General features: G+C 71.2%; 18 protein-coding genes. 9 read left to right on the top strand and 9 right to left on the bottom strand.

The genetic code is table 11. From position 1 onward, the window contains the following. Positions 1–184: 184 nt before the first annotated feature. The 4 genes from JAO84_RS09800 to JAO84_RS09785 form a co-directional block, all read right to left on the bottom strand. Positions 185–613 carry a CBS domain-containing protein gene (locus tag JAO84_RS09800; protein WP_265861848.1) on the bottom strand — a complete coding sequence of 143 codons (429 nt, stop codon included), beginning with the start codon at positions 611–613 and terminating at the stop codon, positions 185–187. A 150-nt stretch (positions 614–763) separates the two neighbouring features. Beyond that, positions 764–1,396: a DUF305 domain-containing protein gene (locus JAO84_RS09795; RefSeq protein WP_370412262.1), complete on the bottom strand. Its 633-nt coding sequence runs from the start codon at positions 1,394–1,396 to the stop codon at positions 764–766. Further along, a complete protein-coding gene (locus JAO84_RS09790) occupies positions 1,393–2,067 on the bottom strand; it encodes a DUF3105 domain-containing protein (RefSeq protein WP_370412260.1) in 675 nt (224 codons plus the stop codon). Before JAO84_RS09790 ends, JAO84_RS09795 begins: the two co-directional genes overlap by 4 nt. Before the next feature lie 123 nt (positions 2,068–2,190). Then, on the bottom strand, positions 2,191–2,556 hold the full coding sequence (locus JAO84_RS09785; RefSeq protein ID WP_370412258.1) for a hypothetical protein: 366 nt from the start codon (positions 2,554–2,556) through the stop codon (positions 2,191–2,193). Positions 2,557–2,853: 297 nt separating this feature from the next. Here JAO84_RS09785 and JAO84_RS09780 point away from each other — a divergent pair, with 297 nt between their 5' ends. Continuing rightward, positions 2,854–4,215, top strand: coding sequence for a glutamine synthetase family protein (locus JAO84_RS09780; protein ID WP_265861843.1), 1,362 nt, complete (start codon positions 2,854–2,856; stop codon positions 4,213–4,215). A 69-nt stretch (positions 4,216–4,284) separates the two neighbouring features. Here JAO84_RS09780 and JAO84_RS09775 read toward each other — a convergent pair whose 3' ends face one another. Beyond that, a complete protein-coding gene (locus tag JAO84_RS09775) occupies positions 4,285–4,704 on the bottom strand; it encodes a proteinase inhibitor I36 SMPI (RefSeq protein ID WP_370412256.1) in 420 nt (139 codons plus the stop codon). Between the two features lie 167 nt (positions 4,705–4,871). Beyond that, positions 4,872–5,870, bottom strand: a complete 999-nt coding sequence (locus JAO84_RS09770) for a LuxR C-terminal-related transcriptional regulator (RefSeq protein ID WP_370412254.1) — start codon at positions 5,868–5,870, stop codon at positions 4,872–4,874. Between the two features lie 143 nt (positions 5,871–6,013). Between JAO84_RS09770 and JAO84_RS09765 the strand changes: the two genes are divergently transcribed. Then, entirely contained in the window at positions 6,014–7,420 is a 1,407-nt protein-coding gene (locus JAO84_RS09765) for a GNAT family N-acetyltransferase (RefSeq protein WP_370412252.1), read from the top strand. On the opposite strand, the gene JAO84_RS09760 is transcribed toward JAO84_RS09765, so the two are convergent. Continuing rightward, positions 7,417–7,848, bottom strand: coding sequence for a VOC family protein (locus tag JAO84_RS09760; RefSeq protein WP_370412250.1), 432 nt, complete (start codon positions 7,846–7,848; stop codon positions 7,417–7,419). The two genes, JAO84_RS09765 and JAO84_RS09760, sit on opposite strands and share 4 nt — an antisense overlap. 134 nt (positions 7,849–7,982) lie before the next feature. Here JAO84_RS09760 and JAO84_RS09755 point away from each other — a divergent pair, with 134 nt between their 5' ends. Next, positions 7,983–10,970 carry a bifunctional [glutamine synthetase] adenylyltransferase/[glutamine synthetase]-adenylyl-L-tyrosine phosphorylase gene (locus JAO84_RS09755; RefSeq protein ID WP_370412248.1) on the top strand — a complete coding sequence of 996 codons (2,988 nt, stop codon included), beginning with the start codon at positions 7,983–7,985 and terminating at the stop codon, positions 10,968–10,970. A 25-nt stretch (positions 10,971–10,995) separates the two neighbouring features. Here JAO84_RS09755 and JAO84_RS09750 read toward each other — a convergent pair whose 3' ends face one another. Together JAO84_RS09750 and JAO84_RS09745 are read right to left on the bottom strand one after the other, a co-directional pair. Further along, the gene (locus tag JAO84_RS09750; protein WP_370412246.1) at positions 10,996–11,928 is read right to left on the bottom strand and encodes a phosphatase PAP2 family protein; all 933 of its coding nucleotides are present in this window, start codon (positions 11,926–11,928) and stop codon (positions 10,996–10,998) included. Positions 11,929–12,010: 82 nt separating this feature from the next. Further along, complete coding sequence (locus JAO84_RS09745; protein WP_370412244.1) at positions 12,011–13,057, bottom strand: LacI family DNA-binding transcriptional regulator; 1,047 nt, start codon at positions 13,055–13,057, stop codon at positions 12,011–12,013. 352 nt (positions 13,058–13,409) lie between these two features. Between JAO84_RS09745 and JAO84_RS09740 the strand changes: the two genes are divergently transcribed. The 6 genes from JAO84_RS09740 to JAO84_RS09715 all read left to right on the top strand — a co-directional run bounded on the left by JAO84_RS09740 (position 13,410) and on the right by JAO84_RS09715 (position 21,320). Next, positions 13,410–14,690 carry an extracellular solute-binding protein gene (locus JAO84_RS09740; protein ID WP_370412242.1) on the top strand — a complete coding sequence of 427 codons (1,281 nt, stop codon included), beginning with the start codon at positions 13,410–13,412 and terminating at the stop codon, positions 14,688–14,690. 54 nt (positions 14,691–14,744) lie between these two features. Further along, a complete protein-coding gene (locus JAO84_RS09735) occupies positions 14,745–15,767 on the top strand; it encodes a carbohydrate ABC transporter permease (RefSeq protein WP_370412240.1) in 1,023 nt (340 codons plus the stop codon). Beyond that, positions 15,761–16,672: a sugar ABC transporter permease gene (locus JAO84_RS09730; RefSeq protein ID WP_370416700.1), complete on the top strand. Its 912-nt coding sequence runs from the start codon at positions 15,761–15,763 to the stop codon at positions 16,670–16,672. The genes JAO84_RS09735 and JAO84_RS09730 overlap by 7 nt, the downstream gene beginning before the upstream one ends. 68 nt (positions 16,673–16,740) lie before the next feature. Continuing rightward, positions 16,741–18,426 (top strand): glycoside hydrolase family 13 protein, encoded by a 1,686-nt coding sequence (locus JAO84_RS09725; RefSeq protein ID WP_370412238.1) that lies wholly within the window; start codon positions 16,741–16,743, stop codon positions 18,424–18,426. Continuing rightward, on the top strand, positions 18,414–19,481 hold the full coding sequence (locus JAO84_RS09720; RefSeq protein ID WP_370412236.1) for a LacI family DNA-binding transcriptional regulator: 1,068 nt from the start codon (positions 18,414–18,416) through the stop codon (positions 19,479–19,481). The genes JAO84_RS09725 and JAO84_RS09720 overlap by 13 nt, the downstream gene beginning before the upstream one ends. 135 nt (positions 19,482–19,616) lie before the next feature. After that, entirely contained in the window at positions 19,617–21,320 is a 1,704-nt protein-coding gene (locus JAO84_RS09715; RefSeq protein ID WP_370412234.1) for a carbohydrate-binding module family 20 domain-containing protein, read from the top strand. Positions 21,321–21,337: the final 17 nt, after the last annotated feature.

Below are 21,337 nucleotides of genomic sequence, written 5' to 3'. Positions count from 1 at the left end.
GCGGTTTGTGCGTGAAACGTGATCACGTCCGGGCCTTCGCGCCCCTGCGCGAGCACACGTCGGCCCGGCGGCTCGGCGCCCCTGGCGAGGCGGCCGAGTCGTCGGGCCGTCCGGTCACGCGGCCACGCGCCACGCGCCACGCGGCCACGCGCCACGTGGTCACGTGGTCAGGTCGATCGCTCGGTCACTTGGTCATGGACGCCGCGTACACGCTCTCGCAGAACGCCTTCAGCTGCTCGTCCGAGAGATGCTGGGCCAGATCGGCCTCGCTGATCATGCCGACCAGGCGCTTGTCCTCGACGACCGGCAGACGCCGGATCTGGTGGCTCTGCATCTCGTCCAGGACCGCGCTGACGTCCGAACCCGCCTCGATCCAGCGCGGGGTGCCCTTGGCCATCTCACCGCAGGTCATCTTCGCCGGGTCGTGGCCCATGGCCACACAGCCGACGACGATGTCGCGGTCCGTGATGATGCCGCACAGCCGCTCGTCCTTGTCGGCGATGGGCAGCGCGCCCACCTTGTGGTCGCGCATCATCTGGGCGGCGCGGTCGAGCGTCTCGTGGGCCGGGATCCACTGGGCTCCCGGGTGCATGATGTCCTTCGCCGTGGTCATGGGGTACGTACCTTTCGTAGAACGATCTCGTACGCCTCGTACCTCGTACGTACGTCCCCGAGCGCTCCCATTCTGCGGGCGTGACGCGGCCCCCGCGACCGCAGAGGGGTCACGGGGGCCGGCGTGTCGGCGGGGTGTCGGCGGAGGGGGTCAGGCCCCGGCGCCGCGCTCCTTGAGCATGTCCGCCATCAGCTTGATCTCGGACTGCTGCGCGTCGACCATGCCCTGCGCGAGATCGCGCTCGACACCCGGCACACAGCGCTCCACACAGCCCTGCGCCATGTGGATGCCACCCTTGTGGTGGTCGGTCATCAGCTTCAGATAGAGCACCTCGGCCTCGCGGCCGGACGCCTTGCGCAGCTGGTCGAGCTCGGCCCGGGTCGCCATGCCCGGCATCAGCTCGCCGTCCTCGCCGCCCAGGTCCACGCCCATGCCCATCCAGGTCATCGGCGCCACCCCGGACTGCACCTTCGGCAGGCCCCACAGGTCGAGCCAGCCGAACAGCATGCCGCGCTGGTTGGCCTGCGTGTTGGCGATGTCGTACGCGAGCCGGCGCACCGCCTCGTCCTTCGTCCGGTCCCGGACGATGAAGGACATCTCGACGGCCTGCTGGTGGTGGACCGCCATGTCCCGGGCGAAGCCCGCGTCGGCCGACTCCGCGGTCGGCGTGCGCGGGCCCTCGTCGTCCCGGTCGGCGGAGGCGACGGTGACCGCGCCGCCCGCGAACAGCAGCGCGAGGACCACGGCGGTGACGGACGCCCACTGCGTCCGGTTCAGCTTCACTGGCCCATCCCGGCGCCGCCCTGGCCGTCGGCGCCGACGCCGCCGGTGCAGGCCGCGCCCGGCTCGGGGGTCTGCGGGCCGGCCACGTACTTGGTGAAGAACGCGTCCACGCGCGGGTCGTCGGCGCCGTCCACGGTCACCTGCTTGCCCCAGGCGCTCAGCATGATCGCGCCCGACTGGTTGTCGATCGGGCTCATCAGCGAGTACGGGGTCTTCTTGACCTTGGCCTTCAGCTTCTCCAGGTCGCCCTGCGCGGCCTTCTTGTTGTACGTCACCCAGACCGCGCCGTGCTCCAGGGAGTGCACGGCGTTGGTGTCGTTGACCGGCTTGTCGTAGACGTCGCCGTTGCAGTTCTGCCAGACCGGGTTGTGGTCGCCGCCGACCGGCGGGTTCATGTCGTACTTCACCGGGGTCTGGACGTGGTTGCGGCCCAGCTTCTTCGCGTCCCAGGACTTCTCGTCCTTGATGGGCGCCTTCGCGGCCGCCTCCTGCTGCTCCTGCTTGTTGTTCTCCTTGTTGATCACCCAGCCGCCGAAACCGACGAGGCCGAGGACCACGACGGCGCTGATGCCGATCGTGAGGATGCGGTTGCGGCGCTCGCGGGCCTGCTCGGCGCGGCGCATCTCCTCTATCCGGGCGCGGCGGTCGGCAGTGGTGGAGCGGTTCGCCATGATGATGTCGTCCTTCTGGAAGTCTGGGGGGAAGTGGTTCGGGGCGTGCGTTCGGGGCGTGCGAGAGGGCACGAACGCCTGGTGCGGGGTCGGGACGCGGTCGGTCGGTCCCGGCGCCTACGTCTACGTCCGCAGGACTTGAAGGACATGCAGGTCCGGCGCCCGGGGCCGGGCGCCGGGGTGCGCCGGCCGCCCGTCGCCGAGCGCCTCGCCGGCGCGGGCCGGCCGCCCGTCCGCCTGCAGCGGCGGATCGAGCGGCGGCGCGCTGAGCACGGCGGGGGAGAGCGCCGGGAAGAGGGAGCAGTCGCCCCGCCCGTACGGGCAGGCGTACTGCTCGTCGTCCAGGGCCTTCGCACGGGCCGGGGCGGGCGTCCCGGCGGCGACCGTCTGCGCGGCCGGCCGGGGCTCCCGGTGGCCGGACCCGGACCGGTGGCCGAGGGGGTCGGAGACGCCCAGGCAGAGGAAGAGCGTGCCGAGGAGCGTCGCCACCGCACTCACCAGTGCCGTGGGACGCAGGTGCCAGGATCGGCGTACGAGCCGTGGGCCCCCCATGGGCGCCGATCGTAGTGCCAGAAGGGGGTCCGTGGGCCGAACGGGGTACCACTCGGTACCGGTCCGGGCGGCGGCCCGCGCTTTTCGGCCCTTCCCCCGTTACCTGTGTCACAGCGGAGCAGGCAGTATGGGTGTGCAACGTGCACGAAACCAAGTGGTGGGATGCTCAGGCGCCACCCGAAGTGCTCGAGGCGGTGGGAACAGGCGGCCTGATCAGCGAGGATGGGTGTGAAAATGGACAAGCAGCAGGAATTTGTGCTCCGTACGCTGGAGGAGCGCGACATCCGCTTCGTGCGTCTGTGGTTCACCGACGTGCTCGGCTTCCTGAAGTCGGTGGCGGTGGCCCCCGCCGAGCTGGAGCAGGCCTTCGACGAGGGCATCGGCTTCGACGGTTCCGCGATCGAGGGCTTCGCCCGGGTCTACGAGTCGGACATGATCGCCAAGCCCGACCCGGGCACCTTCCAGATCCTGCCGTGGCGCGCCGAGGCCCCGGGTACGGCCCGGATGTTCTGCGACATCCTCATGCCGGACGGCTCGCCGTCCTTCGCGGACCCGCGCTATGTCCTGAAGCGCGCCCTTGCCAAGACCTCGGACCTGGGCTTCACCTTCTACACCCACCCCGAGATCGAGTTCTTCCTCCTGAAGGACAAGCCGCTCGACGGCACCCGGCCCACCCCGGCCGACAACTCCGGCTACTTCGACCACACCCCGCAGAACGTCGGCATGGACTTCCGCCGCCAGGCGATCACCATGCTGGAGTCGATGGGCATCTCGGTGGAGTTCTCCCACCACGAGGGCGCCCCGGGCCAGCAGGAGATCGACCTGCGCTACGCGGACGCGCTGTCCACCGCCGACAACATCATGACCTTCCGCCTGGTCATGAAGCAGGTGGCGCTCGAACAGGGCGTGCAGGCGACGTTCATGCCGAAGCCGTTCTCCGAGTTCCCGGGCTCGGGCATGCACACCCACCTTTCCCTCTTCGAGGGCGACCGGAACGCGTTCTACGAGTCGGGCGCCGAGTACCAGCTGTCCAAGGTGGGCCGTTCCTTCATCGCCGGCCTGCTGAAGCACGCGGGCGAGATCGCGGCCGTCACCAACCAGTGGGTCAACTCCTACAAGCGCATCTGGGGCGGCTCGGGCCGCACCGCCGGCTCCGGCGGCGAGGCCCCCGCGTACATCTGCTGGGGCCACAACAACCGCTCGGCGCTGATCCGCGTCCCGATGTACAAGCCGGGCAAGATGGGCTCCTCGCGCGTCGAGGTCCGCTCCATCGACTCGGGCGCCAACCCCTACCTGACGTACGCGGTCCTGCTCGCCGCCGGTCTCAAGGGCATCGAGGAGGGCTACGAACTCCCGGCCGGCGCCGACGACGACGTCTGGGCCCTCAGCGACGCCGAGCGCCGCGCGATGGGCATCGAGCCCCTCCCGCAGAACCTCGGCGAGGCGATCACCCTGATGGAGCGCAGCGAGCTGGTCGCGGAGACGCTGGGCGAGCACGTCTTCGACTTCTTCCTCCGCAACAAGAAGCAGGAGTGGGAGGAGTACCGCTCCGAGGTCACCGCCTTCGAGCTCCGCAAGAACCTGCCGGTGCTGTAGCGCTGCGGAAACGGCGCCGACCGCCGGCGGAGGCCGGCGGTCGGTGGTCGGTGGTGCACCAGTGGTGCGTCAGGAGAGGAGCCGGAGGTTGGGGTCGGCGCCGCCGGTGCAGACGGCGCCGCGCATGCCGTACTTGTACACCGAGGTGGTGTCGCTGCTGAAGCCGCCGGAGTAGATCGGCGACTCGGGCAGGTACCGCTCGTAGAGCGGGCTGTAGAAGTAGACGCTGACGGTGACCGGCAGGTTGTTCACGTACGACTTGATGCCGTTGTAGAAGCCGGTCTCGCCGTAGTGGCCGAGCGCGATGCAGTTCGGGCCCGTCGTCTTGGACGTGACGTCGATGTCGACGTAGTTGGTGTCCTCGGACAGGCAGAGGGTGGCCGAGGGGCAGCCGCCCTCCGCCGCCGCGGGCGTCGTCGTCACCGCCGTGCCGGCGGCCGCCAGGGCGAGGGCGGACAGGGCGACGGCCGACTTGCGCTTGAGACTCATGGAAAGGCTCCGTTCTCGTCGGTGTGGTGCCGGATGTGCGGCGGCCGTGGGGACCGCCGCGGCACGAACTTGCCGATCACCCGGCGGCGGCCACCACGGCGAACGGTCTGCGGGATCCCGCACTGCGGGAACTCGCGACGGGACGAAGAGGCGCGGAAACGGACACATCAGGGCGCACGCAGGGCGCCGTTCTCGGCGAGCAGGTAGGCGAGATGGGCCCGGCTGCGGCTGCCCCAGGCGGTCGAGGCGCGGCTGATGTGGGCCGACACCGAGCGGGCGCTCATGCCGAGCCGGGCCGCGATGCTCGCGTCGGTGTGGCCCTGGACCATCAGCCGGAGCACGCCGATCTGCTTCTCGTCCGTGAGGAGGGGCGGCGTGCTCGTGGGGGTGTCCACCAGGTCGACCGGTTCGGCCGTGTCCCAGATGAGGTCGAAGACACCGGCGAGGTACGCGGTGATCGCCGGATGCTCGATCAGCAGGGCGTGGTCGGGGCGCGAGTAGCGGTGGTCGGGGATGAGGGCGACGGAACGGTCGTAGAGGATCACCCGGTCCACGAGCAGACCGGTGGTCCGGAACTGCCCGCCCGCCTGCTGCATGGCGGTCATGAACTCGGTCATCGCGGGGTGGCCGCGGACCGTGTGCTGGTAGAGCGTGCGGTGCCGCACCCCGCGGGCCAGCACGTCCGGCAGCTGACGGGCGGCCTCGGCGAGCGCCGGGGCGGACCGGGGGCCGCCCGGCTGCACGGCCTGCAGCTCCTGCCGGCAGGCGGCGTTGAGCTGCCGCAGCTTCTGGTGGATGACGTCGTTGCCGCGCAGCAGCTGCACGGGCGCCGGCGCCTGCCGGGCCTCCTGGCGGTAGACGGAGTCCGCCTGGGCCAGGGTCCGGCGCAGCGAGAGCAGTTCGCTCTCCCGCTCGCGCAGGGCCTGTTCGAGCGGCTGGACGAGACGGTGCTGGGCGACGTCGGGCGGTACGGGGACCAGCCGGCGGGCGTCGGCCGGGTGCGGGCGGAGCAGCCCGAGCCCGGTCAGACACGGTGGCGGCGGAGCCGTGAGCACCCCGTGCGAGACGGCGGTCCGGTAGCTCTCCAGGGTCTCCCCGCACAAGCCCGGGCCGTTCTCCTCGCAGTCGTCCCGGCAGTCGTCCCGGCAGTCGTTCTGGCAGCGCATCCGATCCCCCCTGGTCGGTGACATGTGCCGTGCGTCGTAGGGGAGTCTGGCGCCGGATGATCACTCCTTTCCAGGGTGGGAATTCGCAGATAATGGCGGTCGTCCGCTTGGTGGAGACGGGCGGTGGAGACGAAAGGTGCCGGATGAGGCCGTCGGCCGGTGAGCGAGGCCGTCTGAAAGAGCTGCTGCGGGCCCGCCGCGCGGCGCTCGACCCCGCGGCCCTGGGGTTTCCCGTACGCGGACCGGGACCCGGCCGCCGTGCCGCCGGGCTGACCCAGGAGCAGATGGACACGCTGCTCACCCGTACCCCGGGCACGTACAACCGCTTCGAGAACGGCCAACTCGCCCGCCCCGGCGCCGAACTCCTCACGGCGGTGGCCCGGGCCCTGTGCCTCGACGAGCGGGAGTGGGAGTTCCTGTGGCTGATCAGCCGCGGGGAGCAGCCGCCGCACGCGCTGCACGGCACCTCGGGGATGTTCATCGCCGGGCTGTGGCAGCGGGTCGTCGACCAGATCCAGGACGCGCTGGCCTTCATCAGCGACGCCGAGTGGAACCTCGTCGTGCACAACGAGGCGTTCCGCCGGTTCATGCCGCGCGGGGAATGCCCGGCCAACCTCATGCGCTGGATGCTCCTCGACCCCGAGGCGCGCACCGAGGTCCTCACGGAGTGGAGCACGCAGTGGGCGCCGGCCATGATGCCGCACGTCAAGCACAGCGTGGCGCTGCGCCCGGGGAGCGCCGGGCTGCTCCGCCTCGAGCGCGACATCCTGGACGATCCGGTGGCCGGGCCGCTGTACCGCGCGTGCGCCGCGGCGCCCATCCCGTACGTCGACGGCTCCGAGCTCCCCGCCCGGCACGCCCTCCGCGGCCCGGGCCGGCTGGTGACCTGCCTGGCCGAACCCGTCACGGCGCCCGGCGCCCGGATCAACCTCAGCTTCTTCGTACCGGACGTGCCGGACGAGCTCAGACCGCGCGCAAATCCGTTGCGCGCGGGCCCGGACCCGTCGAGACTTCCGGCCGTGACCGACGTACGCACCATCGAGACCGACCGCCTCCTGCTCCACCCGCTGACCGCCGCCGAGGCGCAGCGCATCGTGGACGCCGCCCCCGCACCCGGTGACCGCTGGGCCGAGGAGTACCCCGGCCCCGGCGACATCAGGGGCGCCGGCAACTTCCTCAAGGGGGTCGCCGAGCGCGGCGACCCGGGCGTCTACCGGGCGTACGAGATACGGCTGCGTGCGGACGGCGTCACCATCGGCGGCATCGGCTTCCACGGCCCGCCGGACGCCGATGGCGTCGTCACCGTCGGCTACGGCCTGGTCCCCACCGCCCGTGGCCGCGGCTTCGCCGCCGAGTCCCTGCGCGCCCTGATCGCCCGGGCCCGCGAGGCCGGCGCCACCGCGGTCCGCGGCGACGCCGACCTCGACAACGTCCCGTCCCACCGGGTCATGGAGGCCGCGGGCATGACGTACGAGGGAGCGGACGAGAAGCTCCGCAACTACCGCCTGGTGTTCCCGCCGGTCGCAGGCGACGAGCGCTCCGCCGGCTAGCGCTCCGAGAGCTCCGACGGGGCCTCCTGGACCCACCACCCGTTGCCGTCCGGGTCGGTGAAGGTCAGGAACGAGTTCCAGGTGTCGCCCTTGCCCGCCTCCCAGCCCGTCGCGCCCACGTGCATCACCGGCGTCGCGTGCACGCCTGCCGCGAGCAGCTGCTCGCGCGCCGCCTCGATGTCGGTGACGCAGAGCTGGAGGCCGTGCAGGGCGCCGGGGGCCATGACCCCGGTGCCGGGGAACGGGGGCATGCCCTGAAGGAGGGAGATAGAGCAGCGCGAGCCGGGCGGGGTGATCTGGATGATGCGGACGCCCGGCGACACCTCCTGGTCCAGGTCGACCGTGAAGCCGAGCTTCCCGCCGTAGAACTCCTTGGCCCGGTCCAGGTCCGCGACGGGGACGGTCACCACTTCGAGGCTCCAGTTCATGGCGCCGATTCTGCCGTCCCGACCCCGCCCCGCGCTCTCGAAGCGCCCCTTCGGCGATTCGCCGGATAGGCTCGCTCAGGGACTCTCCCAGGGGCTCGCTCAGGGACTCGATCGACCGGTGGAGGAGCGGCGGCATGACGGTGCCGGGACGCAGGAGCAGTACGTTCACCCGGCTGCTGCGGCACGGATTCACCGATCCGTCCGCCGCCGAACGGCTGCTCGGCCTGGACGAGCTGGCCTCGCTGCGCGACGACTCCGTCCTCCTCGACGCCCTCGGCGCCACCGCCGACCCCGACCTCGCCCTGCGCGGCCTGGTCCGGCTCGTCGAGGCCCAGCCGGAGGCCGAGCGCACCACCCTCACCACCACCCTGCTGTCCGCGAAGCCGTTCCGGGACCGGCTGCTCGGCGTCCTCGGCACCTCCGAGGCGCTCGCCGACCACCTGGCCCGGCACCCGCGCGACTGGCAGGCCCTCGTCACGTACGAGGCGGTGGACCTGCACCCCGGGATCGCCGAGTTCGAGCAGGGGCTCGCCGGGGCCGACGAGCCGGTCGCGCTGCGCGTCGCCTACCGCCGCTGCCTGCTCTCCATCGCCGCCCGCGACGTGTGCGGCACCACCGACGTCACCCAGACCGCCGCCGAGCTCGCCGACCTCGCCACCGCCACGCTCCGCGCCGCGCTGCGCATCGCCCGCGCCGCCGCCCCCGAGGACGCGGCCGTCTGCCGGCTCTCCGTGATCGCCATGGGCAAGTGCGGCGGCAACGAGCTCAACTACGTCTCCGACGTCGACGTGATCTTCGTCGGCGAGGCGGCGGACGGCGCCGACGAGGCCAAGGCGCTGCAGGCCGCCACCCGGCTCGCCTCCCACCTCATGCGGATCTGCTCGGAGACCACGATCGAGGGCGCCATCTGGCCGGTCGACGCCAATCTGCGCCCCGAGGGCCGCAACGGGCCCCTCGTCCGCACCCTCTCCTCCCACCTCGCCTACTACCAGCGCTGGGCCAAGACCTGGGAGTTCCAGGCCCTGCTCAAGGCCCGCCCGGTGGCCGGCGACGCCGAGCTCGGCGCCGCGTACGTCGACGCGCTCTCCCCGCTCGTCTGGCAGGCCGCCGAACGCGAGAACTTCGTCCCCGACGTGCAGAAGATGCGCCGCCGGGTGGTCGACAACATCCCCGCCGCGCAGGTCGACCGCGAGCTGAAGCTCGGCCCCGGCGGACTGCGCGACGTCGAGTTCGCCGTACAGCTCCTGCAGCTCGTGCACGGGCGCAGTGACGCCACCCTGCACAGCGGCACCACCCTCGCCGCCCTCGCCGCGCTCGCCGCCGGCGGGTACGTCGGCCGCGCCGACGCCGCCCAGCTCGACGACGCCTACCGCTTCCTGCGCGCCATGGAGCACCGCATCCAGCTGTTCCGGCTGCGCCGCACCCACCTGGTGCCCGAGGGCGCGGAGGACCTGCGGCGCCTCGGCCGCTCCCTCGGCCTGCGCACCGACCCGGTCGCCGAGCTCAACCGCGAGTGGCGGCGGCACGCGGCGGTGGTGCGCCGGCTGCACGAGAAGCTGTTCTACCGCCCGCTGCTCGACGCGGTCGCCCAGCTCGCCCCCGGCGAGATCCGGCTCAGCCCCGAGGCCGCCGGACAGCGCCTCGAAGCCCTCGGTTACGCCGACCCCGCCGCCGCCCTGCGCCACCTGGAGGCGCTGTCCTCCGGGGTCAGCCGCAAGGCCGCGATCCAGCGCACGCTTCTTCCGGTGCTGCTCGGCTGGTTCGCCGACTCGGCCGACCCCGACGCCGGCCTGCTCGGCTTCCGCAAGGTCTCCGACGCGCTCGGCAAGACCCCCTGGTACCTGCGGCTGCTCCGCGACGAGGGCGCCGCCGCCGAGAACCTCGCCCGCGTCCTGTCCGCCGGCCGGCTCGCCCCCGACCTGCTGCTCCGCGCCCCCGAGGCGGTCGCGATCCTCGGCGACCCCGAGGGCCTGAAGCCGCGCGGCCGCGAACACCTGGAGCAGGAGATCCTGGCCGCGGTGGGCCGCGCCGACGGCGCCGAGCAGGCGGTGGCCGCCGCCCGCGGCGTACGGCGCCGGGAGCTGTTCCGTACCGCGGCGGCCGACCTCATCCGCTCGTACGGCACCGAGGACAGCCCCCGCGAACCCGACCCCGGCGCCCTGGTCGACCGGGTCGGGCAGGCCGTCACCGACCTCAACGCCGCCACCCTCGCCGGCGCGCTGCGCGCCGCCGTGCGTGCCGAGTGGGGCGACACCCTCCCGACCCGCTTCGCGGTGATCGGCATGGGCCGCTTCGGCGGCCACGAGCTGAGCTACGGCTCCGACGCGGACGTGCTCTTCGTGCACGAGCCGCGCGAGGGCGTGGACGAGCAGGAGGCCGCCCGGGCCGCCACCCGGGTCGTCACCGAGATGCGCCGGCTGCTCCAGCTGCCCACCGCCGACCCGCCGCTCCTCATCGACGCCGACCTGCGCCCGGAGGGCAAGAGCGGCCCCATGGTCCGCACCCTGAAGTCCTACGAGGCCTACTACCGCCGCTGGTCCCTGGTCTGGGAGAGCCAGGCCCTGCTGCGCGCCGAGCCGATGGCGGGCGACCCGGAGCTCGGCGCCCGCTTCATCGAGCTGATCGACCCCCTGCGCTATCCCATGGAGGGCCTCGGCGAGGAGGCGGTCCGCGAGATCCGCCGCCTCAAGGCCCGCATGGAGACCGAACGCCTGCCGCGCGGCGCCGACCCCACCCTGCACGCCAAACTGGGCCGCGGCGGCCTCAGCGACGTCGAGTGGACGGTCCAGCTCCTCCAGATGCGCCACGGCTGGGCCGAACCGGGCCTGCGCACCACCCGCACCCGCGCCGCCCTGGCCGCCGCCCACGCCGCCGGCCTGATCCCCACCGAGGAGGCCCAGACCCTCGACGAGGCCTGGGTCCTCGCCACCCGCGTCCGCAACGCCGTGATGCTGGTCCGCGGCCGCCCCGGCGACACCTTCCCCTCCGAACCCCGCGAACTCGCCGCCGTCGGCCGCTACCTCGGCTACACCCCGGGCCACGTCGGCGAACTGGTCGACGACTACCGCCGCATCACACGGCGTGCGCGGGCGGTGATGGAGGAGCTGTTCTACGGGGCGTAGCGCCCGGCGCTCAGCGGCTCAGCGCTCAGCGCCCGGAGCGGGATCCGGAACCGGAGCCGACCTTCTCGTCCTCGTCGGCGTCCGCCGCTTCCTCCGCCCCCGTGCGCGGACCGCCCCGCGTGACCCCCTGCGGCGTCGACGCGGCCGGCTCCACCAGCTTGGGCAGCTTGTGCGGGCGGGCGCCGAACCAGACGTACGAGACGGCGAAGCCGAAGGTCAGGCAGATGATGCCGCCGACCGCGTCCATCCAGAAGTGGTTGGCGGTGGCTACGATGACGACCAGGGTGGCCATCGGGTAGAGCAGGCCCAGGATGCGGGCCCAGGGGGCCTTCGCCAGGAGGAAGATCGTCAGCCCGCACCACAGCGACCAGCCGATGTGCATCGACGGCATCGCCGCGTACTGGTTCGACATGTGCTTGAGGTTGCCCGAGGCCATCGAGCCCCAGGTGTGGTGGACCAGGACGGTGTCGACGAAGTTCTGGCCGTTCATCAGGCGCGGCGGGGCCAGCGGGTACAGGTAGTAGCCGACCAGGGCCACACCGGTGGTCGCGAACAGGACCGTGCGGAACGCCGCGTAACGGCCCGGGTGCCAGCGGTACAGCCACACCAGCACACCGATGGTGACCACGAAGTGCAGGGTGGCGTAGTAGTAGTTCATCGACACGATCAGCCATGTCACCGAGTTCACGGCGTGGTTGACGGTGTGCTCGAAGGCCAGGCCGAGGGTGTGCTCGGCCTGCCAGATCCAGTCGGCGTTCTTGAGCGCCTGGGCCTTCTGCTCCGGTACCGCGTTGCGGATGAGCGAGTACAGCCAGTAGCTGACGGCGATGAGCAGGACCTCGAACCAGATCCGCGGGCGCCGCGGCGTCCGCGCGCGCAGGCGCGCCCAGCCGCCGGCCACGATGGGTGCCGACGGGTTCGTCCGGCGTTCCAAACTCTTCACGGTCGTTTCACCCATAGGAGAGAAGTCTGCCAGATGCCGTCCCCTCGACCGATCATCCCTCCGACGGGTATCGGGCGCACCTGCTCCGCCTCAGGGACTAGGGGGAGCCCGGGGCGCCGGCGGGAGCGGCCGGGGGCGCCGAGGCCGTCGAGCCGCGGACCACCAGCTCCGGCATGAAGACGAACTCGCTGTGCGGGGCCGGAGTGCCGCCGACCTCCTCCAGGAGGGCCCGGACCGCCGCCTGGCCCATCGCCTGCACGGGCTGGCGGATGGTGGTCAGCGGCGGGTCGGTGAACGCTATGAGCGGGGAGTCGTCGAAGCCGACCACCGACACGTCCTTCGGCACCTGCAGGCCCCGCTCCCGGGCGGCCCGGATCGCGCCGAGCGCCATCATGTCGCTGGCGCAGACGATCGCGGTGCAGCCCCGGGCGATGAGCGCGGCGGTGGCGGCCTGGCCGCCCTCCAGGGTGTAGAGGGAGTGCTGGATCAGCTGCTCGGTCTCCTCGGGGTCGAGGCCGAAGCGCTCGCGCATGCCCTTGCGGAAGCCCTCGATCTTGCGGAGCACCGGCACGAAGCGCTTGGGGCCGACGGCCAGGCCGATCCGGGTGTGCCCGAGCGCGGCCAGGTGCGTCACGGCGAGCACCATCGCGGCCCGGTCGTCGGGGGAGACGAAGGGGGCCTGGATCTTGGGGGAGAAGCCGTTGATGAGGACGTACGGGACGCCCTTGCCGCGCAGCTGGTCGTAGCGCGTGGTGTCGGCCGTCGTGTCGGCGTGCAGGCCGGAGACGAAGATGATGCCGGCGACGCCGCGCTCCACCAGCATGTCGGTGAGCTCGTCCTCCGTGGACCCGCCGGGGGTCTGGGTGGCGAGCACCGGGGTGTATCCCTGCCGGGTGAGGGCCTGCCCGATGACCTGCGCGAGCGCGGGGAAGATCGGGTTGTCCAGTTCGGGGGTGATGAGGCCGACCAGGCCCGCGCTGCGCTGGCGCAGCCGTACGGGACGCTCGTAGCCGAGCACGTCGAGTGCGGCGAGCACGGATTCACGGGTGGCCGCGGCCACACCGGGCTTGCCGTTGAGCACGCGGCTGACTGTGGCTTCACTGACCCCCGCCTGGGCTGCGATGTCGGCGAGCCGCGCGGTCATGGGAGTGGACTGTACCGGTCGGGCGTCGGATTGCCCACCGAACGCGGCTTCCGGCCGCCTTCGCGACCCTTGCGCAAGTCCTTGCAAGCCGGTGACGGCGTGCCGATGCCGTGTCCCGTACGGGGAGGGAGGGGCGGAGGGCCTCCTTCCAGGGCTGTCAAGCGGCTCGTCGGCAACCTTAGGGACACGCGGATGTAACGATCGCCGTGCCTTGCAGAAATTTCACGCAAGCTCTTTCGGCGCGTTTTCATCCCTGTTACGTTCCTGGCAACCCGGCGCGCCGCGAGGGAGCGGTCGCATGAGGAAGGTGTTCCAGCCCCTCGTCCATCCGGGACCATTTGAAGGAGTTCACATGCGGCGTGGCATAGCGGCCACCGCGCTGGTCGCGGCCCTGGGCGTGACCCTGGCGGCGTGCGGCGGGAGCGACAGCGGTTCCACCGGCGGGGACACGAAGGGCTCGGGCGAGCTCTCCGGCACCGTCACCTGGTGGGACACCTCCACGGTCGGTTCCGAGGACAAGGTCTTCAAGAAGATCGCCGAGGACTTCACCAAGAAGCACCCCAAGGTCACCGTCAAGTACGTCAACGTGCCGTTCGGCGACGCCCAGAACAAGTTCAAGAACGCCGCCCAGTCCGGCACCGGCGCTCCCGACGTGATCCGCTCCGAGGTCGCCTGGACCCCGGACTTCGCGAACCTCGGCTACCTCGCCCCGCTCGACAACACCGCCGCCCTGAAGGACCAGGACGACTTCCTCAAGCAGGCCGCCGCGTCCACCAAGTACAACGGCAAGACCTACGCCGTGCCGCAGGTCATCGACTCCATGGGCATCTTCTACAACAAGAAGATCTTCAAGGACGCCGGCGTCGAGGTCCCCAAGAACATCGACGAGCTGAAGTCCGTCGCCACCAAGATCAAGCAGAAGACCGGCAAGACCGGCCTGTACCTGCGCGGCGACGACGCCTACTGGTTCCTCTCCTTCCTGTACGGCGAGGGCGGCGACATGGTCAACGCCGACACCAAGACCGTCACCATCGACAACCCCGCCGGCGTCAAGGCCTTCAAGACCGTCAAGGACCTGGTCGACTCCAAGGCCGCGATCACCGACGCGACCAACGGCTGGGACAACATGCAGGCCGCCTTCAAGGACGGCAAGGTCGCGATGATGATCAACGGCCCGTGGGCCGTCGCCGACACCTACGCCGGCAAGGAGTTCGCCGACAAGGCGAACCTCGGCATCGCCCCGGTCCCGGCCGGCTCCGCCGCCCAGGGCGCCCCGCAGGGCGGCCACAACCTCGCCGTGTACGCCGGCTCCAAGAACATGGCCGCCTCGTACGCCTTCGTCGAGTACATGAGCTCGACCGAGGTCCAGGCCCAGGTCGCCAAGGAGCTCAGCCTGCTCCCGACCCGTACCTCCGCCTACGGCAAGACGGAGGTGGCGACCAACGAGATGATCACCTTCTTCAAGCCGGTCGTCGAGAAGGCCGTCGAGCGCCCGTGGATCCCGGAGGGCGGCAGCCTCTTCGCCCCGCTGGTCACCGAGTACACCAAGGTCCTCACCAACCAGACCACCCCGGAGCAGGGCGCGAAGACGGCGGGCGACTCCTACCGCAAGCTCCTGAAGGACTGGAAGTAACCAACCCCGTGCCGGGGACGGCATGAGGAAGCGGGAAGGAAGGCAGACCGGCTGATGGCTGTGGACACCAGCAGCCAGTCGGTGGCGAAGGCCGCGGGCGACAGCGCCCGCGGCCGGAGCCGCGGAACTGGCAAGCGGAACGGTGGATCCCGGGGCGCCGCACGGCGATCCCTCTCCACCCACTGGTACGCCTGGGCGATGGTCGCCCCGGTGGTGCTCGTGATCGGCGTGATCATCGGATACCCGCTGGTCCGCGGCATCTGGCTGTCGCTCACCGACGCCAACGAACGCAATGTGGAACGCTCCATCGGCGTCAACCACATCCCGGCGACCTACGAGTTCGTCGGCGTCGACAACTACGTCGACGCGCTCACCGGAAACCAGTTCCTGGCCACCCTCGGCTGGACCCTGGTGTGGACGGTGGCGTGCGTGTCGGTGACCTTCGCCCTCGGCCTCGTCCTCGCGAACATGCTCCACCGCAAGATCGCCGGCCGCGGTGTCTACCGCATGCTGCTGATCCTGCCCTGGGCCGTCCCCGGCTTCGTCTCCGTCTTCGCCTGGCGCTTCCTCTACGACGAGCGCCGCGGCATCCTCAACCAGGTGCTCGCGGGCGGCGGCATCGACGCCGTCCCGTGGCTCAACGACCCCACCTGGGCCAAGTTCTCGGTCATCGCCGTCAACGTCTGGCTCGGCGTCCCCTTCATGATGGTCGCCCTGCTCGGCGGTCTGCAGTCCATCCCCGGCGAGATGTACGAGGCCGCCGAGATGGACGGCGCCAACGCCTGGCAGCGCTTCCGGCACATCACCCTGCCCGGCCTCCGGTCCGTCAGCACCACGGTGATCCTGCTGAGCACCATCTGGACCTTCAACATGTTCCCGGTGATCTTCCTGCTCACCCGGGGCGGTCCCGGCGAGGCCACCCAGATCCTGGTGACCCAGGCCTACAAGTTCTCCTTCGAGATCAGCCCGCGCGACTACGCGCAGTCCTCCACGTGGGGCGTGCTGATCCTGATCCTCCTGATGGTCTTCGCCGCGGTCTACCGGCGGGTCCTCCGCAAGCAGGGAGAAGTCTGGTGACCACCACGACCCCCGCGACCACCGCACCGCGCCACGCGCAGAACCGTGCCACGGCCCCGGCCCGCAAGAACGTCCGCCGCCGCGGCAGCCGTTCGCCGCTCGCCTCCGCCGGGCTGCACCTCGGCCTGATCGTCGCCTCCGTGATCGCCGTCTTCCCGGTGCTCTGGGTGCTGCTGACCTCGCTCAAGCCGGCGAAGTACGCGACCACCACGGACTTCGTGAAGGAGCCGACGCTCGAGAACTACACGAACCTGCTGAACGACACCCCGTTCCTCACCTGGTTCGGCAACTCGCTGCTCGTCGCCGCCCTCACCACCCTGCTCGGCGTCTTCGTCTCCTCCACCACCGGCTACGCCGTCAGCCGCTTCCGCTTCCCCGGCAAGCGCGGGCTGATGTGGACCCTGCTGATCACCCAGATGTTCCCGGTCGCCGTCCTCATCGTGCCGATCTACAACATCATGGCGTCGATGGGCCTGCTCAACACCTCGACCGGCCTGGTCGTCACGTACCTGACCATCGCCGTGCCGTTCTGCGCGTGGATGATGAAGGGCTTCTTCGACACCATCCCGAAGGAGATCGACGAGTCCGGTTACGTCGACGGGCTCACCCCCTTCGGCACCTTCTGGCGGCTCATCCTGCCGCTCGCCAAGCCGGGCATCGCGGTCACCGCGTTCTACTCCTTCATCACCGCCTGGGGCGAGGTCGCCTACGCCTCCGCCTTCATGGTCGGCGACGAGAACATGACCCTCGCCGGCGGACTGCAGAAGTTCGTCAACCAGTACGGCGCCCAGTGGGGCCCGATGACCGCCGCCTCCGTGCTCATCGCCATCCCCGCCGCCCTGGTGTTCCTCTTCGCCCAGCGCCACCTGGTGACCGGCATGTCGGCCGGCGCCGTCAAGGGCTGAGCCGAAGAGCGCCCGTGGCCGCGCACCCCGTGCCCGCACCCACACCCTCCTTACGAAGCAAGGAAGACATGACCCAGCACCTCGCCGCCCCCGCCGACGCCGCAACTCCCACCGGCACGCCGTCGGGCTGGTGGAGAGACGCGGTGATCTACCAGGTCTATCCGCGCAGCTTCGCCGACGGCAACGGTGACGGCATGGGCGACCTGCCCGGCATCCGCAGCCGGCTGCCCTACCTCAAGGCGCTCGGCGTCGACGCCGTCTGGCTGTCCCCCTTCTACGCCTCCCCGCAGGCCGACGCCGGCTACGACGTCGCCGACTACCGGGCCATCGACCCCATGTTCGGCACCCTGCACGACGCCGACGCGGTGATCCGCGAGGCCCACGCGCTCGGCCTGCGGATCATCGTCGACCTGGTCCCCAACCACTCCTCCGACCAGCACGAGTGGTTCCAGCGCGCGCTGCGCGAGGGCCCCGGCTCCCCGCTGCGCGAGCGCTACCACTTCCGTACCGGCAAGGGCGCGAACGGCGAACTCCCGCCGAACGACTGGGAGTCCATCTTCGGCGGCCCCGCCTGGACCCGCACCGAGAACCCGGACGGCACCCCCGGCGACTGGTACCTGCACCTCTTCGCGCCCGAGCAGCCCGACTTCAACTGGGAACACCCCGCCGTCCGCGACGAGTTCCGCTCCATCCTGCGCTTCTGGCTCGACATGGGCGTCGACGGCTTCCGCGTCGACGTCGCCCACGGCCTGGTCAAGGCCGCGGGCCTGCCCGACATCGGCGCCCACGACCAGCTGAAGCTGCTCGGCAACGACGTCATGCCCTTCTTCGACCAGGACGGCGTCCACGAGATCTACCGCTCCTGGCGGAACGTCCTGAGCGAGTATGACGGCGAGCGCGTCCTCGTCGCCGAGGCCTGGACCCCCACCGTCGACCGCACCGCGAACTACGTGCGCCCCGACGAGATGCACCAGGCCTTCAACTTCCAGTACCTGGGCACCCACTGGGACGCGGCCGAGCTGCGTACGGTGATCGACGCCTCGCTCGCCGCGATGCGCCCGGTCGGCGCCCCCACCACCTGGGTGCTCTCCAACCACGACGTCACCCGGCACGCCACCCGCTTCGCCAACCCGGCGGGCCTCGGCACCCAGCTGCGCACCCCCGGCGACCGCGAACTCGGCCTGCGCCGGGCCCGCGCCGCCACCCTGCTGATGCTGGCCCTGCCCGGCTCCGCCTACGTCTACCAGGGCGAGGAGCTCGGCCTGCCCGACGTCACCGACCTGCCCGACGAGGTCCGCCAGGACCCGTCCTTCTTCCGGGCCACCGGCCAGGACGGCTTCCGCGACGGCTGCCGGGTGCCGATCCCGTGGACCGCCGAGGGCTCCTCGTACGGCTTCGGCGCCGGCGGCTCCTGGCTGCCGCAGCCCGCCACCTGGGCCGCGCTCAGCGTCGAGGCGCAGACCGGCGACCCCGGCTCCACCCTGGAGCTGTACCGCAGCGCGCTCGCCGTGCGCCGCGAGCGCCCCGAACTCGGTGCGGGCGAGTCCGTCGAGTGGCTGGAGGCACCCGAGGGTGTGCTCTCCTTCCGCCGCGACGGATTCGCCTGCACCGCCAACACCACCGGCCGGGCCATCTCCGTCCCGCTGCCCGGCCGGTTGCTCCTCTCGTCCGCCGATTCGGCCGGCGAGGAGATCAGGATCGTCGACGACGAGGCCGTGCTGCCCGCCGACACCACCGCCTGGTGGGCGGTGTGACGATCCCCCTGCCGCGGGGCGCCGGAGGGGGCGCCCCGCGGCTCGCGGACATCGCGGCCCAGTCCGGGGTCAGCGAGGCCACCGTCAGCCGGGTCCTCAACGGCAAGGCGGGCGTGGCCGGCGCGACCCGGCACAAGGTGCTCGCCGCGCTCGACGTGCTCGGCTACGAACGTCCCGTACGTCTCAAACGGCGCAGCGCCGGCCTGATCGGCCTGGTGGTGCCCGAGCTGACCAACCCGATCTTCCCGGCCTTCGCCCAGGTCGTCGAACAGGTCCTGGCCGGGCACGGCTACACCCCGGTGCTCTGCACCCAGATGCCCGGCGGCGCCACCGAGGACGAGCTGGTCGAGCAGCTGGTGGAACGCGGGGTGGCCGGCATCGTGTTCCTGTCCGGGCTGCACGCGGACGCCTCCGCCGACCCGGCCCGCTACACCCGACTCGCCGACCGCGGTGTGCCGTTCGTCCTCATCAACGGCTTCAACGAGCACATCGACGCCAACTTCGTCTCGCCCGACGACCGGGCCGCGGCCCGGATGGCCGTACGGCACCTGGTGGAACTCGGCCACGAACGGATCGGGCTCGCCATCGGGCCGACCCGCTACGTCCCCTCGCGCCGCAAGGCCGAGGGCTTCGCCGCCGAGCTGCACGCCCTGCTCGGCATCGAGCGGGAGGAGGCCGAACGCTTCGTCCGGCCCACCCTGTTCGGCGTCGAGGGCGGGCACGCCGCCGCCGATCTGCTGCTCGCCGAGGGCTGCACCGGCATCGTGTGCGGCTCCGACCTGATGGCCCTCGGGGTGGTCCGGGCGGCCCGCGCCCGGGGCCTCGACGTGCCCCGGGACGTCTCGGTGGTCGGCTTCGACGACTCCCCGCTGATCGCGTTCACCGACCCGCCGCTGACCACCGTGCGCCAGCCGGTGCAGGCCATGGCGACGGCGGCGGTCGGCGCGCTCCTGGAGGAGATCGAGGGAAACCCGGTGCAGCGCACGGAGTTCGTGTTCCAGCCGGAGCTGGTGGTGCGCGGCTCCACGGCTGCGGCGGCTGCGGTGATCCCGTAACTCCTTGCGCAAGATGTTGCGTTCGGTTGTTCGAAGTATTGACCGCACGCCTGTACGCCCCTACGGTCGCGGCTGAAAACAGTTGCTGTCATTTTCGGCAACTTCTTGCGACAGGGACGTCGTACAGGAGGAAACATGGCCCGAAAGACCGTGGCCGCTGCACTCGCCCTCGTGGCGGGAGCCGCTGTGGCCGTCACGGGAGCCCCCACCGTTCAGGCCGCCCCGCCCGGCACGAAGGACGTCACGGCCGTGCTGTTCGAGTGGAACTTCGCCTCGGTGGCGAAGGCCTGCACCGAACAGCTCGGCCCCGCCGGTTACGGATACGTGCAGGTCTCCCCGCCTCAGGAACGTATCCAGGGCTCGCAGTGGTGGACGGCCTACCAGCCGGTCAGCTACAAGATCGCCGGCCCGCTCGGCGACCGCACCGCCTTCAAGAACATGGTCGACACCTGCCACGCCGCCGGGGTGAAGGTCGTCGCCGACTCCGTCATCAACCACATGGCCGGCCCGGCGGACCCCAACGCCGGCTACACCGGCACCGGCGGGTCCAGCTACAGCAAGTACAACTACCCCGGTGTCTACTCCGGCTCCGACCTGGACGACTGCCGCGCCAGCGTCTCCAACTACCAGGACAAGGCGAACGTCCAGAACTGCGAGCTCGTCGGCCTCGCCGACCTCGACACCGGCGAGGAGTACGTCCGCGGCAGGATAGCCGGGTACCTCAACGACCTGCTGACGCTCGGCGTCGACGGCTTCCGCATCGACGCCGCCAAGCACATGCCGGCCGCCGACCTCGCCAACATCAAGTCCCGGCTGACGAATCCTTCCGTCTACTGGAAGCAGGAGGCCATCTACGGCGCCGGCGAGGCCGTCTCCCCGAGCGAGTACCTCGGCAACGGCGACGTCCAGGAGTTCCGCTACGCCCGCGACCTCAAGAGGGTCCTGCAGGGCGAGAAGCTCGCCTACCTCAAGAACTTCGGCGAGGCATGGGGCTACATGCCGTCCGGCCAGTCCGCCGTCTTCGTCGACAACCACGACACCGAGCGCGGCGGCGACACCCTCAACTACAAGAACGGCGCCCAGTACACCCTGGCCTCCGTCTTCATGCTCGCCTGGCCGTACGGCTCCCCGGACGTCCACTCCGGCTACGAGTGGACCGACAAGGACGCCGGCGCGCCCAACGGGCACCAGGTGAACGCCTGTTACAGCGACGGCTGGAAGTGCCAGCACGCCTGGCGCGAGATCTCCTCCATGGTGGCCTTCCGCAACACCGCCCGCGGGCAGGCCGTCACCGACTGGTGGGACAACGGCAACAACGCGATCGCGTTCGGCCGGGGCGCCAAGGCGTACGTGGCCATCAACCACGAGTCCTCCGCCCTCACCCGCACCTTCCAGACCTCCCTGCCCGCCGGCACCTACTGCGACGTGCAGAGCGGCGGCTCGGTGACGGTGAACTCCGCCGGCCAGTTCACGGCCACGGTGGCCGCCAACACGGCCGTCGCCCTGCACACCGGTGCCATGAGCTGCACCACCCCGCCGGCCACCACCACCGGCGCCTCGTTCAACGTCACCGCCACCACCGTGGTGGGCCAGAACATCTACGTCACCGGCAACCGCCCCGAACTCGGCAACTGGTCCCCGACGGCGGCCCTGAAGCTCGACCCGGCGGCGTACCCCGTCTGGAAGCTGACCGTCCCGCTCCCCGCCGGCACGTCCTTCGAATACAAGTACATCCGCAAGGACGCCGCCGGAAACACCACCTGGGAGTCCGGCGCCAACCGCACCGCGACGGTCCCGTCCTCGGGCCAGCTGGTCCTGAACGACACCTTCCGCAACTAACGCCTCCCCCCACGCAA

This window comes from Streptomyces fradiae, assembly GCF_041270065.1.
Classification (GTDB): domain Bacteria; phylum Actinomycetota; class Actinomycetes; order Streptomycetales; family Streptomycetaceae; genus Streptomyces.
The sequence above is the reverse complement of the archived record's forward strand: the minus strand, read 5'-3'. Positions and strand labels throughout refer to the sequence as shown.